Origin of the sequence: Pseudarthrobacter sp. J1763 (assembly GCF_050490295.1) — a bacterium.
Lineage (GTDB): Bacteria > Actinomycetota > Actinomycetes > Actinomycetales > Micrococcaceae > JBNPEO01.
In genome coordinates this window covers 1-13,588 of the sequence record NZ_JBNPEN010000007.1, presented here as the reverse complement: position 1 = coordinate 13,588, position 13,588 = coordinate 1, and the positions used below count along the sequence as shown (strand labels likewise).

The window sequence follows — 13,588 nt, the reverse complement described above, 5'->3', positions numbered from 1 at the left end:
CTATGTAGCTACCGCCGGGTTACGGAACGCTGGCGTGAACGGCTGGCCAAGAGCCAAGACTGAATGTCTTCTAGCTCGTTTCCTTCCGCGTCCAGGTGATGACGTTCCCACTGACCTTCGGTGTCCAAGTGCCAGCTGGCCGTCCTAGGATCAACGTACCGCTTCAGCAGGGCAACAACATCGGCCACATCCTCGGCGTTGGAAAGCTGGACCAAGGCTTCAACACGGCGGTCAAGGTTGCGGTGCATCATGTCAGCCGAGCCAATATAGACCACCGGTTCCCCGCCGTTAGCGAAGCTGAAAACCCGTGAGTGTTCAAGGAATCGGCCTAGGACGGAGCGGACTGTGATGTTTTCGCTCAGACCAGGCACACCGGGGCGAAGCGAGCAGATTCCGCGCACAATGATGTCCACTTTGACCCCAGCTTGGGAAGCGCGGTACAGCGAATCAATGAGTGCTTCGTCGACCATGGAGTTGACCTTGATCTGAACCTTTGCGGCCAGCCCGGCGTGTGCATTGCGGATTTCAGTTTCGATCCGATCAATGAGGCCAGAACGCACCGAACGCGGAGCCACCAGAAGCCGCTTAAATGTGGACTTGGGTGCGTAACCGGAGAGCTGGTTAAAGAGCCGGGAAAGGTCTTCACCCACCTGATTGTTTGAGGTCAGCAAGCCGAGGTCCTCGTAGTACCGGGCAGTTCGGGGGTGGTAGTTACCCGTTCCTATGTGGCAATAACGGCGAATGCCATCAGCTTCTTGACGAACCACCAGCGAAAGCTTGCAGTGCGTTTTGAGGCCAACAATGCCGTACACAACGTGAACGCCAGCCTGCTCAAGCTTGCGAGCCCAAGAGATGTTGGCCTGCTCGTCAAAGCGAGCCTTGATCTCTACCAGTGCCAGAACCTGTTTGCCAGCCTCAGCAGCATCGATCAGTGCATCAACAATCGGTGAGTCGCCCGAGGTTCGGTACAGAGTCTGCTTGATGGCCTGAACCTTGGGGTCAGCGGCTGCCTGTTCCAAAAAGGCCTGCACCGAGGTGGAGAACGAATCGTAGGGGTGGTGAAGCAAAATATCCCTGCGCCGCATGGCACCAAAAACGTTGGCAGCCTTGGAAGTTTCGGATTCGTTGAGGAACCGTGAGGTGTGCGGAACCTGTTTTGGGTAGTGCAGATCGGCGCGATCAATCCCAGCAATCACGGAGAGCCCACGCAGATCCAAGGGGCCGGGGACAGAAATCACTTCAGAGGGCTCAACACCGAGTTCGCGCTCTAGCAGGGCGCGAATATTTGGGTTGATGTCGTTGGTGACTTCCAAACGTACTGGCGGACCAAAACGGCGGCGCAGCAGTTCTTTCTCGAGGGCCTGAAGCAAGTTCTCGGCGTCGTCCTCTTCAACCTCAACGTCTTCGTTGCGGGTCACGCGGAAGGAGTGGTGCTCCAGCACTTCCATGCCTGGGAACAACTGATCCAAGTGAACAGCAATAACTTCTTCGAGCGAGATAAAACGAGCCACTCGTCCCGGAACAGCACCGGCGCGTGGGCCGTCAACGGAGATCAAGCGCGGCAACTGGTCCGGAACCTTCAGACGAGCAAACAGTTCTTTGTCACTGATCGGGTTTCTAACCACAACTGCCAAGTTCAAGGACAGCCCAGAAATGTAGGGGAACGGGTGTGCTGGGTCCACGGCCAATGGCGTGAGGATCGGGAACACCTTTTCGGTGAACATTTTGCTGAGCTGGTGGCGGGCTTCAAGATCCAGGTCTTCCCAATGCATCAGGTGGATCTGCTCATAGGCGAGTGCTGGCCGGATCTGGTCTGCAAAAACTCGAGCGTGACGTTCTTGAAGTTTGCGGGCTTCGTCGCTGATCTGTTCTAGAACTTCAATGGGGCTCAGGCCCGCCGGGGACGGCACCGCAAGGCCGGTTGCAATGCGCCGTTTCAAACCAGCCACACGAACCATAAAGAATTCGTCGAGGTTGGATGCGAAGATCGAGAGGAAGCTGACGCGCTCCAGCAGGTACAAATCGGGATCTTCGGCAAGTTCCAAAACGCGAGCATTGAACGCAAGCCAGCTGAGTTCTCGGTCCAAAAAGCGGTCCGGCGATATTTCGCCGTCGGGCAACTGACTGGGTGCAAACTCGGGGATATCAATCCGGTCCTGGGTTGCGCGTGCAGCATTAACTTCCGAGGATCCAAAGCGTGCTGGCGCCACGTCGGTCTGCTGGGCGGTACCTGCATTGTTGGCTTGCATGTCACTCCTCGTGGTGCGGGTGGTTCACCTCAACCTTACAGAACTATGCGCCCTGAATTTCAGCCTTTTGCCGGTACATGACGTCCATGTCCCAGCGGGTGAATCCAAGCTTTTGGTAAAGGGCCACAGCCGCGGTGTTATCGGCATCAACGTAAAGCATGATGGTGGCGATTCCTAGCTGGCTCAAATACCTGATACCGGCGGCGGTGAGCGCGCGGCCCAAACCCAATCCTTGAGCCTGCGGAGTGACTCCCACAACGTAAACCTCACCCAGGGGTTCTTGCCCAGCCGTGGACGCATGAACCTTGGTCCAGTTAAAACCTAGAAGTTCGTCTTCAGCATTGACGGCGAGCAAAAATCCTGCCGGATCAAACCAGTCCTCAGCCGTACGTTCGGCGAGGTCAGCCTGGGTCATATTGCCCTGTTCTGGGTGATGGGCGAAGGCTGCGCGGTTGGCGGCGAGCCAAGATTCCTCATCTTGGCCTGGAATAAAGGCCCGAATTGAAACGCCCTCAGCCAATGGCGCCGACTGCGTACTTGATGCCGAAGCTGCGTCTAAGCGCATCCGCCACAGTTCACGAACGGGAACAAAACCAAATTCTTTGGCTAGTTCAGCTGCTGTGTTGTGGCTGGCATGCGCCCACGCGCTGAGGCCACGCAGCCCACTTTCACGGTTTGCGGCAACTTCAGCGATGAGCCGCCCAGCCACCCCCATTCCGCGGTAGTTAGGGTGAACAGCAAGTTCTAGAAGGCCGGCGTGTGAGTCATCTTCGTTTGGGTCCTCAATCACGACGGCGAACCCGGCCAGCGTTGCTTCTTCGCCAACGTATGCGCTCACCGTCCGTACTGTTTGTTGCTCCGAGCCGCCAGTGCGTAGTGAAATAATGCTCTGCTCCGACACGGGCGGCTTTCCGTCTTCGCTTTCCGCTGCCATGAGAACGGCAGTGGCGTGACGCAAAAACGTGGCGTCCACGGGCCCGGTAGTCACGGCAAGATGCAAGTTCAAGGAGTGCTCGGTGCTCATTGCCTAAGGTTATATGGCGCTTCAGGCGCTACAGCCAGCCAATTTTGCGAGTGGCCCATCGGTTACGTATAGTGGATATCTCGTTCGGTTGCCAGCGTTGGTGGCGAGAACGGCGAGGGGGATCCACCAGTGGGGTGGCCTCGATACGTTCGACCCGTATGTCCTCCACCAGTAAATTGCCCTCAGTCACATGGCTGAGGGCAATTTTTTTGCTTTTGTTCAGCGCCCCAGTTCAGCGCCCCACAAGAGTTGGGTGCTTCTATGCGTGGCGCGTACCGGTGGCGTGCTTAGGCGTCCGCGTGCTCGTCTTCTGGCATTCGGGTCAGCGTCAGTCGGTAGCCCACGTTACGTACAGTGCCGATCAAGTTTTCGTTATCCGCTCCGAGTTTGGCCCGCAAACGGCGCACGTGCACGTCTACCGTGCGGGTGCCTCCGTAGTAGTCGTAGCCCCAAACTTCGGTTAGTAGCTGCTGGCGGGTAAAGACCCGTCCCGGGTGTTGAGCTAAGTACTTGAGCAGTTCAAATTCTTTGAACGTCAGGTTCAGAGGAGAACCATTAACGCGTGCGGTGTAGCTTGCCTCGTCAATAACGACGCCGGCAGCGCGGATTTCGGTTTGAGTTTCCTCTTGCTCGGCGGAACCTCGTGCGATGGCCAAGCGGATGCGGGCCTCAACTTCAGCGGGTCCTGCCGTTTCAAGGACGATGTCATCTACCGCCCACATTGCCGAAACTGCAGCCATGCCGCCCTCTGTGAGAATCAACACAAGCGGGGAGCTGAGGCCAGTGGCTTTGAGCAGTTGAGTCAGCGAACGGGAGCCCACTAGATCCTTGCGTGCATCAAGTAAAACGACGTCACAGGGATCGGTGTCTAGGAGCGCGGTGGGTTCGGCCGGAAGGATGTGAACTCGGTGGTTGAGCAGTTCCAGGGCAGGCAAAACGTCAATAGATGATCCTGGGCTGTTCGTCAGGAGCAGTATGTGCGACATTTTTCCTCCAATGGGCTGGAGCACATCGTCGGGCCGTTGCTTGAGTATAGCTAAGCGGGAACTGTCTATGCCGCTTGTGTCCACAGTGCAAGCACTTCTGGTGTCACATAAGGCAGGATGGGCTTGTGACTTCGAGCAATGACAGCAGCGCTACGCCACTGGCCCACGGTTCATCCCTAGTGGGTCTTATAGGTTTGCTCGGACTAACGCTGCTCGTTGGTGGCTCATACTTAGCTGCCCCGGCGCATACCGTGGCCGTGGCGGTTGTGGCTGCGTTGATCGGTCTGGGCTGGCCGCACTTCTTGGGCATTCCTGCGCGCAAAACCTTGGGTGCCGTATTGGGCCTGTCCGCCGTTGCCTCCGTTGTTACAGCTGCGATGACCAAAGCTCCAGGATTTTTGGAGTGGACTCCAGCCTTTATTGCCCTGGGCTGTATGGCAGTGATGCTGGTCCAGCTCATTCGTGGCACAGGACAAGCAGCGCGCCTTGAATCAACTCTTGGCGCTTGCGCGGGCGTAATGCTCGCTGCCCTGAGCGCGGGTTGGATCGCGAACACACGTTACAACGGCGTCAGCGAGATGGTTCTGGTAGCTGGCATTAGCGCCGCCGTCGCACTTTTGGTGGGGATGATCCGGTGGCCGGACCGTATTGTGGCACCGTTAGGTGTTGTGATGGCCGCACTTGCGGCGCCGTTAAGCGGGTTGGTCTTTTCTGACCTCGCGGTGGTGCCAGCGGCTGTAACTGGGGTTGTTGTTGCCTCGGTGCTGATGAGTTTCCGTAGGCTGGTTTCGCTTCACCGCGGCTCATTGAGCGTCATGGCTGCGATTGGAGTTGGGCTGGCACCAGTGGCTGCAGTTGGGGCGCTGGCGTATTTCATTGACAAATTACTGACCGTCTAAGGCGTTAGGATTACAGCATGTCCGTTCTTACTTTTGAAATCATTTTCTTGGTTCTGCTCGGCGTCGCAGGCTTGTCCATGGCGTGGTTTGCAGGATTCGTTGTCTACCGGCTGTTCAAGGGCCAGAAGTAGCAGCTGCTGTGGCCATTGAAATCCCCACCGGACTCACCCCTGAACTCGTTCCCCTCTCATGGTTGATTGGCGAATGGGAAGGCCGCGGCCGTTTGGGCTCGGGCGAGGAAGATTCCGAGCACTTTCTACAGCACGTTAGCTTCACTCATAACGGTTTGCCGTACTTGCAGTACCGGGCAGAAAGCTGGCTCACTGACGAAGACGGCACAGTTGAGCGGCCGCTCTCGGTGGAAACCGGTTTCTGGGCACTCGAGCGTAAGCTCGACGACGCCGATGGTGGCCCCGGCCTGATCCCGGCGGATATTGTTCCCGCCCTGAAAACTGCAGACGAAGTTGAAGCGCTTCGCAATGCCGACGGTGGGTTTAACATCGCCGTTTCTATTACCCACCCCGGCGCGATTTCGGAGCTCTACTACGGCCAGATCAAGGGCCCGCAGATTCAGCTCAGCACGGACATGGTGATGCGCGGGAGCCACTCGAAGCAGTACACCGCGGCCACACGAATTTTCGGTTTGGTTGACGGAAATCTGTTGTGGCGCTGGGATGTTGCTACCGGGCCTTTGGCCACGGATGGTTCCACTAGCGGCCAAGATGAGAACTCACTCAAGGCCCATGCTTCAGCCTTCCTGAACAAAATCTCCACTCCCACCGAGTAGCTGCGTCCCGTGACGCAGCCCCGAGATCGAGCGCCGAAATCCGGCGCTCTTTCCTTCCCAGGAATAGGGCAAAGCGCAAAGGACTTCTAGATCGTATGACCTATAACAGCCTTCTACTGTCGCGCCCTGGTGCCGTAGCTGCCGGCGGCGTTGATGCTGGCGTCGCCGCACACTATGGCGAACCGCTTCCCGAGCAACGCGCCCTTGCTGGCGGCAAAGCGGTGGCTGATTTCTCCCACCGCGGCGTTGTATCGGTGAGCGGGCCGGACCGGTTGTCCTGGCTGAACACACTTTCCTCACAGCAACTGACCGGTCTGAAGCCGGGGGAGTCCAGCGAGTTATTGCTCCTGAGCATCCAAGGCCGGATTGACTACGATGCCCGAATTATTGACGACGGCGAAACTGCTTGGCTGATCGTGGAAACTGCTGAGGCACAGCCGCTCGCCGCGTGGTTGAACTCGATGAAATTCATGCTGCGCGTTGAGGTAAGCGACGTTTCTGAGAAATGGGGCGTCCTTGCAAGCACCCATGAAGTTGCGGAATGGGACCAGTTGCTTCGCTGGCAGGACCCATGGCCCAACGTTGGGCCCGGCGGCTACGCCTACAGCCCCATCGAACAAGCTCGGCACCCCGGTTATGAGCGGCCCTGGTTTGAATATCTAGTTCCTATCGAAGACCTGGTGAACACGGTAGGGGAGCGGCGCTTGGCGGGAACCATGGCTAGCGAGGCGTTGCGCATCGCAGCGTGGCGTCCGCGTTTGGGTGTGGACACTGATGAGAAGTCAATTCCGCATGAGCTTGACCTGATCCGTACCGCGGTTCATCTGGCTAAGGGCTGCTACAAGGGCCAAGAAACTGTGGCACGAGTGCACAACTTGGGTCACCCGCCACGGCGATTGGTGTTTTTGCACCTGGACGGCTCACACCACACTCTCCCTGAAGCGGGAAGCCCCATTCACGTTGAGGGCCGCGCAGTGGGCACTGTAACAAGCTCGGCGCTGCACTACGAGATGGGTCCCATCGCCTTGGCAATGGTCAAGCGGAGCGTTGATCCTTCCATCACTTTGACGGTGGTGGACGGGGAGCAAAACTATGACGCCGCTCAGGAAATCATTGTGGCCCCGGACGCCGGGCAAGTAGTTGGAAGACAAACAGGATTTATTCGCGGGAGGCACGCATGAGCAACGACAACGAGGCGATTGAACTTGCCCACCGGCTCTTTGATGCAGCCCGGGCCGGAGATAACGCTGTTTTGGCGCCTTATCTGGAGGCCGGTGCACCAGCTAATTTGACCAATGCCAGCGGCGATACGCTCTTGATGCTCGCCGCGTACCACGGGAATGCTGCCACGGTTGAGCTGTTGCTAAAGCACGGCGCAGACGTTGAAGCGAGTAACGATCGTGGCCAGACGCCTCTTGCAGGGGCAGTTTTTAAGGGATACACCGAGGTTGCTCGCCTCCTTTTAGACGGTGGCGCTGATCCGGCCGCAGGAACACCGAGCGCTGCAGACACCGCAGCCATGTTCCAGCGCACCGACATTCAAGCACTTATCGAAGAACGCCGCTCAGGCACTTCGGCTGCTAGCTAGGTACTGCTACCTCTAGCCAGGCACACCATCAGTCCAAGAACGGGCTAGAAAAGATAAACAACTTAATGGAAAACGTTCAACGTCCTTGGCCGGCGCTGTGGTCCCTTGTGATCGGTTTCTTTATGATCCTGATCGACACCACCATTGTTTCTGTGGCCAATCCACGGATTATGGAAGGCCTGCACGCAGACATCAACTCGGTGATCTGGGTGACCAGCGCCTATCTGCTGGCCTACGCAGTTCCCTTGCTGATCACCGGTCGCCTAGGTGACCGCTTTGGCCCTAAAAAGCTGTACCTCTCAGGCTTGGTAGTTTTTACGGCTGCTTCCCTCTGGTGCGGTTTGTCCCAAGACATCGACATGCTGATTACCGCCCGGGTAGTTCAGGGCCTCGGCGCTGCGCTGATGACCCCGCAAACCATGGCAGTTATCACCCGGATTTTTCCGCCGAATCGCCGCGGTGCAGCCATGGGCCTCTGGGGTGCGACGGCGGGAGTCGCCACCCTAGTTGGCCCCATTTTGGGTGGGGTACTGGTTGATGGCTTGGGATGGGAGTGGATCTTCTTTATCAACGTTCCCGTTGGTGTTGTTGGATTCATTTTCGCTCTGCGGTTTGTTCCCAAGCTTGAGACTCACACGCACCGCTTCGACGTCCTAGGAATTGTCCTTAGCGCTGTGGGAATGTTCCTCCTGGTCTTTGGGATCCAAGAAGGCGAAAAGTTCAACTGGGGTACGGTCACTGGGCCCATCACCGTGTGGGGCCTCATAGTTGTTGGGCTGATAGTCCTCATTGCGTTTGTGGTGTGGCAGTCCATCTTCCCGAGATATTTCATGGGTGAGCCTTTGCTTCCCTTGGGTGTTTTTAGGGACCGGAACTTCTCACTCGCGAACATTGCCATCACCGCAATGGGCTTCAGCATCACGGCTATGTCCTTGCCGCAGATCTTTTACTACCAGATGGTGCGGGGCATGAGCCCCACTCAGTCAGCGCTCATGATGGTGCCCATGGCGGTGATCTCAGGTGGTTTGGCCCCCGTGGTTGGGAAGATCATTGACCGCGTGAACCCACGCTTTATTACGGCAACGGCTTTTGTACTGATGTCTGTGGCGTTGTTCTGGAATTCGCTACTCCTGCACCCGGACACAGCCATCTGGTTGTTCTTGTTGCCCAGCGCTTTATTGGGTTTTGCAAACGCCGGAATTTGGGCTCCCCTCAGCTCTACCGCAACCCGTAATCTGCCGCCACGGATGGCGGGAGCTGGGGCTGGTGTTTACAACACCACTCGCCAAGTTGGTGCTGTGCTGGGCTCTGCCGCCATTGCGGCGCTGATCCAAGCACGCCTTGCAGCCGAACTGCCCACAACACCCGGGACTACAGGTAGTTCCTCACTTGAATTCAGTGGAACGCTGCCGGACTTCTTACACGAGGGCTTCTCTACCGCCATGGGCCAATCGATCATGCTGCCCGCTGCAGTGGTTCTGCTGGGGGCCGCGATGGCTGTTTTCTTCGCTGCACCCAAAGCTAGCCAGTTGCGCTAGCCCCGGACTCATTGGCCCAGCTTCACTGTGGTTTGCGTGCCACCTGCGGCGAAGCCAAGACTCCTCGCTAGGGCAAGCGCTCCAGTGTTAGTGACATCAGCGATGCATTGGAGCGTTAGCCCGCCCGCTAGAGCCTCATGAGCGGCGATGGAAGCTACCACGGTGCCGAGGCCTTGCTGACGCCAGTCGGGGGCCACCAGGACCGCCATGGAGGCCAAGAGCCCTTCCCACTCGCTGAACGCGCCAGCGCCGAGGGGAACGCCTTCGTTAATCACGGTATAAAAGCTTGTGTGGCCCGCAGCCCAAGACACGGTGCTCGAAGATGCATTCCAAGATGCGGCATCCCCAGCCCCACTGTTCAGAGCGCCATGGACTTCGTTCACGTCATCCGGCGGGCAGGAAGTCTCTAGCCTCTGAAAATCCTCGGGACTATGTGAAACTTCCAGCTCTTCGGCGGTTTGCTGTAAGGGTAGATCATCGGCAAAAAACAGCGCAGACGTGCCACCCCCATGGCCATTAGCGCGGCGGGAAACACTCAAAAGGGTGCCATGATCAGCCAATTGTTCATCGCTGAAGTCACTAGCAGCCTCGAGGGCCCACGCGGGACCAGTCAGCGCAGCGACTCCAAACAACCGAAGAAAGCTCAACTCTCTGGCTGCCGGATCCTCACGCCACAAACGCACGGCTGGCCGCGCTCCCGAGCCGGCCACAGCTAAGTGTGACCGGCGCGCACTTGAGGAAGTAGCGGCGGCGAAAGCGCCGTCGTCGAACCCTAAATGTCTGGCCCAGGCCAGTTGGATAATGTCTGCAGAGCCGGCGTCCAGAGTCATGCTTAGCCGAAGAGGACGGCGGCCTCGTCATAGCGGTGCTGAGGGACGGTCTTGAGCTGGCCCAGGGCGTTTTCGAAGCTCACGTGTGTGATCTCCGTGCCGCTCAACGCAACCATGGTTCCCCAACGGCCCTCAACCACCGAGTCGATCGCGGCCATACCCAAGCGCGTTGCTAGGACACGATCAAAAGCGGTAGGAACACCTCCGCGCTGGATGTGACCCAGGATGGTGGCGCGGGTTTCAATACCGGTGCGAGCCTCAATTTCTGGGGCAAGCTGATCGGCAATGCCACCCAAGCGTGGACGGCCAAAGGTGTCCAGGCCACGCTCAGAGTGCGGCGCTTCCATGTGGGAGGGCACAAAGCCTTCTGCCACCACCACCAGAGGAGCACGACCACGTTCGTGAGCGTCGCTGACCCACTCGGCGATCTGTTCGATGCTGGTTTGCTGTTCGGGAATGAGGATGGCGTGCGCACCCGAGGCCATGCCGGAGTGGAGCGCAATCCAGCCCACGTGCCGGCCCATCACTTCGGCGATCATGCAGCGGTGGTGCGATTCGCCGGTGGTGCGCAGACGGTCAATAGCCTCGGTGGCAATCTGTACAGCCGTGTCGAAGCCAAAGGTGTAGTCGGTGGCGTCGAGGTCGTTATCAACCGTCTTGGGTACACCCACAATCTTGAGTCCAGTATCGGTGAGCCGCTTGGCCGCGGCCAGCGTGCCTTCGCCGCCAATGGCGATCATCGCGTCAATACCAAGGCGCTCCATGTGTGCCTTGATGACCTCAGGTCCGCCACCGTTTTCAAAGGGATTGGTGCGGGAGGTACCTAAGATGGTGCCACCCTGCTTGGCAATGCCACGGACCATGGTGCGGGGGATGTCCATAACATCGCCCTCAACAACACCGCGCCACCCATCACGGAACCCCACAAATTCGTGGCCGTGGATAGCGATGCCCTTCAGGACGGCGCCACGGATCACGGCGTTGAGTCCGGGGCAGTCGCCGCCGCTGGTGAGGATTCCAATTTTCATGAGTGTGGCTCAAATCCTTGCTTCGATTAAATGCGTAGGGAGAGCGCACCGTTGAGCTCACTAAGATTGTAGGCGAGGGTGTGGCGCGGGTTACAACTGGTGACAAGTTAACTTTAGGAACTCGCGCGTTTGTCCAAGAAGCTTTGCAACGGAATTTTGGCGGTTTTAGCGTCCGGCAGCACTAGCCACGCAGCGGCGTACAGAACAAAAGCTGGGCCGGGAAGCAAACACAACAGTAAAAATCCGATCCGAACCCAGGAAACGTCCAGATTGAATTTGGCTGCTATTCCGCCGCAAACGCCACCAAGCCAGCGTTGAGGGCCACGGTTCAATCCTGCGCTTCTGATGATTTCGTAGAACTTGTCCATGCTCTAAGCCTCCTTGTTTGTGCCGAGATTGTCACTTTGTACAGGTACTTCGGGTTCCGCTGAGTTGAGTGTTTCGGCCGCGGTGCGGGATCTCTCTGCGGCCCCCGAGACGATTCCTCCGATGAGCAGAGCCAAGCCGGCCCCGATCATCACGCCAATCGCCACGTAGCTGCCATTAAGCGCGATCACTCCAAGTTGAGAGACGATGATCAGAGCCGCGAGCGCCACAATCAACAGCCCCCACACAATAGTTCCAACCCGGGGTGGTAGTGCTGCGTTCGGTTCATTGCTGCTCATTTCACTGACCTCCGTTGATGATGACGTTGCTGACCGTTGCCTCGAGATTGATGATCAAGGGTGCCCCGGGTTTGTCCGTATTGAAGTCTTCGCTTGGTTGGCCTTCAGTGCGATTAAAGTTTTGGCCGTTGATGCTCACGTTGCCCATGGTGATGTCATAGCGAATCTGAACGGGAATGTCCGCGGGCAGCAGAATGGTTGCATTCGCGGCAGTGATGTCGAGCTTCACGGTCTCGGAATTACTCAGAGGCGCTCGCAGGTCCAGGCTTCGCAGATCGATGGTCCCTCGACCCGCGGTCAGGTCAAAGCCATTGGAAAGCTCGGTCACCGAGGTTGGTGCCCAGTTGCGGTTGCCAAAGTCAGAACGGACTCCGTGCTGCGCCACGTTGAATACGCCTCCAATCATGAGGGAGATAATGGCGAAGAGGAACAGCGCTCCGGCGGTGCGGCCTCTGAAGCCGGCCACAAGAATCGCGACACCGAGTACGACGGCGGCACTAGCCCATGCGATCGCGTTTCCGTGAGGCCCCAGGTCAAGGAGGTTGGTGGCATCGGCGGCTTTGAGCCCGCCACCAACGAGGAGTCCGCCGCCGAGAGCCATCAGTACCGTGGGTTTCCCGGGGCCGGGACGGTGCGGGCGCGGCGGGCGCGGCGGGCGAGGAGGCTTTGGGGTGTAGCTGTACGCGCTGTAGTTTTCACTTGGGTAGTTGGTGCTTGGGTACTGGGTGGTGGGGTAAGCGAGGGTTGGTGGGGCGGTGCCTGCCGTTATGGTCCCTGTGCTGGTGGTTGGTGCGTGGGTGTAGTTGGTGTTTCTGTGCACGATCGGAGGGATGGTGTGCGGCGCTGTGCCTCCGTGGCCTCGGCGGTTGAGCAGCCAGTAGACGAACCAAACAATCAGGCCAATCCAGAGCAGGCTCCAGAAGATCCCTGATCCTCCACTCCAGCCCCATCCCCAGAAGCCTCGGCCTAGAGCGGGGAGGCCAACCACTGTTGCAACAAGTGCGCCGGTCATGCCGCTTGCCCAACGTCCTCGGCCCGCTTCTTGGGCGTGGATTCGGCCGTCTGGCTCGGGGAGAAGAGCCCAAGCCAGACCATAAACAAATAATCCGACGCCGGCAAAAATAACCAAGAGCAGCAAGAGGCCGCGCACAATGAGCGGATCAATGCCGAGTTTTTGGGCGATGCCACTCGCAACCCCACCAACCCAGCGCTCCTGGCCGCGGCTAATACCTAGGCTGCGGATCCACCCGAAGAAGTCGCTCTCCGGCGCCGCAGTGGGCTGCGTTGGCGTTTCCGTGGGCGGCAGTGGTGGGGGAGGCTGCACTGGATCGGGGTTGGGGCTCGAGTTCATACCTCGATCTTGCCAAGCACGGGTGCGTGCTATCTATGAGGTAACACCCTGAATAAACCCTGAGTGTGGGCAGTGGGTTCTCAGGGCAATACTGAGGGAGCGAATGTTGGAATCACCCATTCTGGGCGTTTTCCGCCTAATTCGGCTCCTTGCACAGTGCCCAGTGGGGATTGCCGTGCTTGGATTGAGCTGTGAGTCCAGACCGAATCCAAAGCGCGCCACAACGTCCGCCGCTTGTACGTAGCAGCGAACGAATGCTGGCCGGTGTATGTGCTGGCTTGGCTGACCACCTGGGCTGGCCAGTACACACCGTGCGCTGGATCATGATTGCTGCGACCTTAGCCGGCGGGGCAGGACTGGTCTTTTATGGGTGGCTCTGGATTTTGGTGCCTACAGCCGATGAAGCTGCCAAGCCAAATGCCAAACGGCCAGCGTCCCCCATTGCTCCAACGGTGAGTTCTCCGGGATTCGCTTCGCACGTTGGCGCTACACCTGGCTCATATTCCTCGACTTCGGGCACAGCTGGTGTCTCCGGCGCATCGTGGACACGCACCTGGAACAAAGTTCGTCACGGCAAGGAAATCCTGCTGGGCGCCGGGCTCATTCTGGTTGGAACAATCTTGATCGCCCGCCAATTCGGAGT

Annotated in this window: 14 protein-coding genes; 6 read left to right on the top strand and 8 right to left on the bottom strand. The window is 58.3% G+C overall.

The window, feature by feature from the left end; translation table 11 throughout:
- Nucleotides 1–8: 8 nt before the first annotated feature.
- From ACQQCD_RS08570 to ACQQCD_RS08560, 3 genes are all read right to left on the bottom strand, one after another.
- Nucleotides 9–2,249: an RNA degradosome polyphosphate kinase gene (locus ACQQCD_RS08570; RefSeq protein ID WP_430267973.1), complete on the bottom strand. Its 2,241-nt coding sequence runs from the start codon at nt 2,247–2,249 to the stop codon at nt 9–11.
- A gap of 43 nt (nt 2,250–2,292) precedes the next feature.
- Nucleotides 2,293–3,273: a mycothiol synthase gene (mshD, locus tag ACQQCD_RS08565; protein ID WP_430267972.1), complete on the bottom strand. Its 981-nt coding sequence runs from the start codon at nt 3,271–3,273 to the stop codon at nt 2,293–2,295.
- Between the two features lie 287 nt (nt 3,274–3,560).
- Nucleotides 3,561–4,259 carry a winged helix-turn-helix transcriptional regulator gene (locus ACQQCD_RS08560; RefSeq protein WP_430267971.1) on the bottom strand — a complete coding sequence of 233 codons (699 nt, stop codon included), beginning with the start codon at nt 4,257–4,259 and terminating at the stop codon, nt 3,561–3,563.
- A 125-nt stretch (nt 4,260–4,384) separates the two neighbouring features.
- Between ACQQCD_RS08560 and ACQQCD_RS08555 the strand changes: the two genes are divergently transcribed.
- From ACQQCD_RS08555 to ACQQCD_RS08535, 5 genes are all read left to right on the top strand, one after another.
- Complete coding sequence (locus ACQQCD_RS08555) at nt 4,385–5,158, top strand: permease (RefSeq protein ID WP_430267970.1); 774 nt, start codon at nt 4,385–4,387, stop codon at nt 5,156–5,158.
- Nucleotides 5,159–5,297: 139 nt separating this feature from the next.
- Nucleotides 5,298–5,945 carry an FABP family protein gene (locus tag ACQQCD_RS08550; RefSeq protein ID WP_430267969.1) on the top strand — a complete coding sequence of 216 codons (648 nt, stop codon included), beginning with the start codon at nt 5,298–5,300 and terminating at the stop codon, nt 5,943–5,945.
- 95 nt (nt 5,946–6,040) lie between these two features.
- Nucleotides 6,041–7,126 (top strand): YgfZ/GcvT domain-containing protein, encoded by a 1,086-nt coding sequence (locus ACQQCD_RS08545; RefSeq protein ID WP_430267968.1) that lies wholly within the window; start codon nt 6,041–6,043, stop codon nt 7,124–7,126.
- Complete coding sequence (locus ACQQCD_RS08540; protein ID WP_430267967.1) at nt 7,123–7,533, top strand: ankyrin repeat domain-containing protein; 411 nt, start codon at nt 7,123–7,125, stop codon at nt 7,531–7,533. The genes ACQQCD_RS08545 and ACQQCD_RS08540 overlap by 4 nt, the downstream gene beginning before the upstream one ends.
- A 65-nt stretch (nt 7,534–7,598) precedes the next feature.
- Complete coding sequence (locus ACQQCD_RS08535) at nt 7,599–9,071, top strand: DHA2 family efflux MFS transporter permease subunit (RefSeq protein ID WP_430267966.1); 1,473 nt, start codon at nt 7,599–7,601, stop codon at nt 9,069–9,071.
- Nucleotides 9,072–9,079: 8 nt separating this feature from the next.
- Here the strand turns inward: ACQQCD_RS08535 and ACQQCD_RS08530 are convergent, their stop codons facing one another.
- The 5 genes from ACQQCD_RS08530 to ACQQCD_RS08510 form a co-directional block, all read right to left on the bottom strand.
- Nucleotides 9,080–9,901 carry a GNAT family N-acetyltransferase gene (locus ACQQCD_RS08530; RefSeq protein WP_430267965.1) on the bottom strand — a complete coding sequence of 274 codons (822 nt, stop codon included), beginning with the start codon at nt 9,899–9,901 and terminating at the stop codon, nt 9,080–9,082.
- A 2-nt stretch (nt 9,902–9,903) separates the two neighbouring features.
- Nucleotides 9,904–10,929, bottom strand: coding sequence for a 6-phosphofructokinase (locus ACQQCD_RS08525; RefSeq protein WP_430267964.1), 1,026 nt, complete (start codon nt 10,927–10,929; stop codon nt 9,904–9,906).
- A gap of 113 nt (nt 10,930–11,042) precedes the next feature.
- Entirely contained in the window at nt 11,043–11,297 is a 255-nt protein-coding gene (locus tag ACQQCD_RS08520; RefSeq protein ID WP_430267963.1) for a PspC domain-containing protein, read from the bottom strand.
- Between the two features lie 3 nt (nt 11,298–11,300).
- A complete protein-coding gene (locus ACQQCD_RS08515; RefSeq protein ID WP_430267962.1) occupies nt 11,301–11,594 on the bottom strand; it encodes a hypothetical protein in 294 nt (97 codons plus the stop codon).
- Between the two features lies 1 nt (nt 11,595).
- Complete coding sequence (locus tag ACQQCD_RS08510; RefSeq protein WP_430267961.1) at nt 11,596–12,945, bottom strand: PspC domain-containing protein; 1,350 nt, start codon at nt 12,943–12,945, stop codon at nt 11,596–11,598.
- Between the two features lie 206 nt (nt 12,946–13,151).
- On the opposite strand from ACQQCD_RS08510, the gene ACQQCD_RS08505 reads away from it, so the two are divergent.
- The coding region (locus tag ACQQCD_RS08505) for a PspC domain-containing protein (protein WP_430268120.1) at nt 13,152–13,588 on the top strand (437 nt) is incomplete at its 3' end.

Coding starts and splice junctions, on each gene's coding strand:
- ACQQCD_RS08570 (WP_430267973.1), bottom strand. CDS start 2,249: ATGCAAGCCAACAATGCAGGTACCGCCCAGCAGACCGACGTGGCGCCA.
- mshD (WP_430267972.1), bottom strand. CDS start 3,273: ATGAGCACCGAGCACTCCTTGAACTTGCATCTTGCCGTGACTACCGGG.
- ACQQCD_RS08560 (WP_430267971.1), bottom strand. CDS start 4,259: ATGTCGCACATACTGCTCCTGACGAACAGCCCAGGATCATCTATTGAC.
- ACQQCD_RS08545 (WP_430267968.1), top strand. CDS start 6,041: ATGACCTATAACAGCCTTCTACTGTCGCGCCCTGGTGCCGTAGCTGCC.
- ACQQCD_RS08540 (WP_430267967.1), top strand. CDS start 7,123: ATGAGCAACGACAACGAGGCGATTGAACTTGCCCACCGGCTCTTTGAT.
- ACQQCD_RS08535 (WP_430267966.1), top strand. CDS start 7,599: ATGGAAAACGTTCAACGTCCTTGGCCGGCGCTGTGGTCCCTTGTGATC.
- ACQQCD_RS08530 (WP_430267965.1), bottom strand. CDS start 9,901: ATGACTCTGGACGCCGGCTCTGCAGACATTATCCAACTGGCCTGGGCC.
- ACQQCD_RS08525 (WP_430267964.1), bottom strand. CDS start 10,929: ATGAAAATTGGAATCCTCACCAGCGGCGGCGACTGCCCCGGACTCAAC.
- ACQQCD_RS08520 (WP_430267963.1), bottom strand. CDS start 11,297: ATGGACAAGTTCTACGAAATCATCAGAAGCGCAGGATTGAACCGTGGC.
- ACQQCD_RS08515 (WP_430267962.1), bottom strand. CDS start 11,594: ATGAGCAGCAATGAACCGAACGCAGCACTACCACCCCGGGTTGGAACT.
- ACQQCD_RS08510 (WP_430267961.1), bottom strand. CDS start 12,945: ATGAACTCGAGCCCCAACCCCGATCCAGTGCAGCCTCCCCCACCACTG.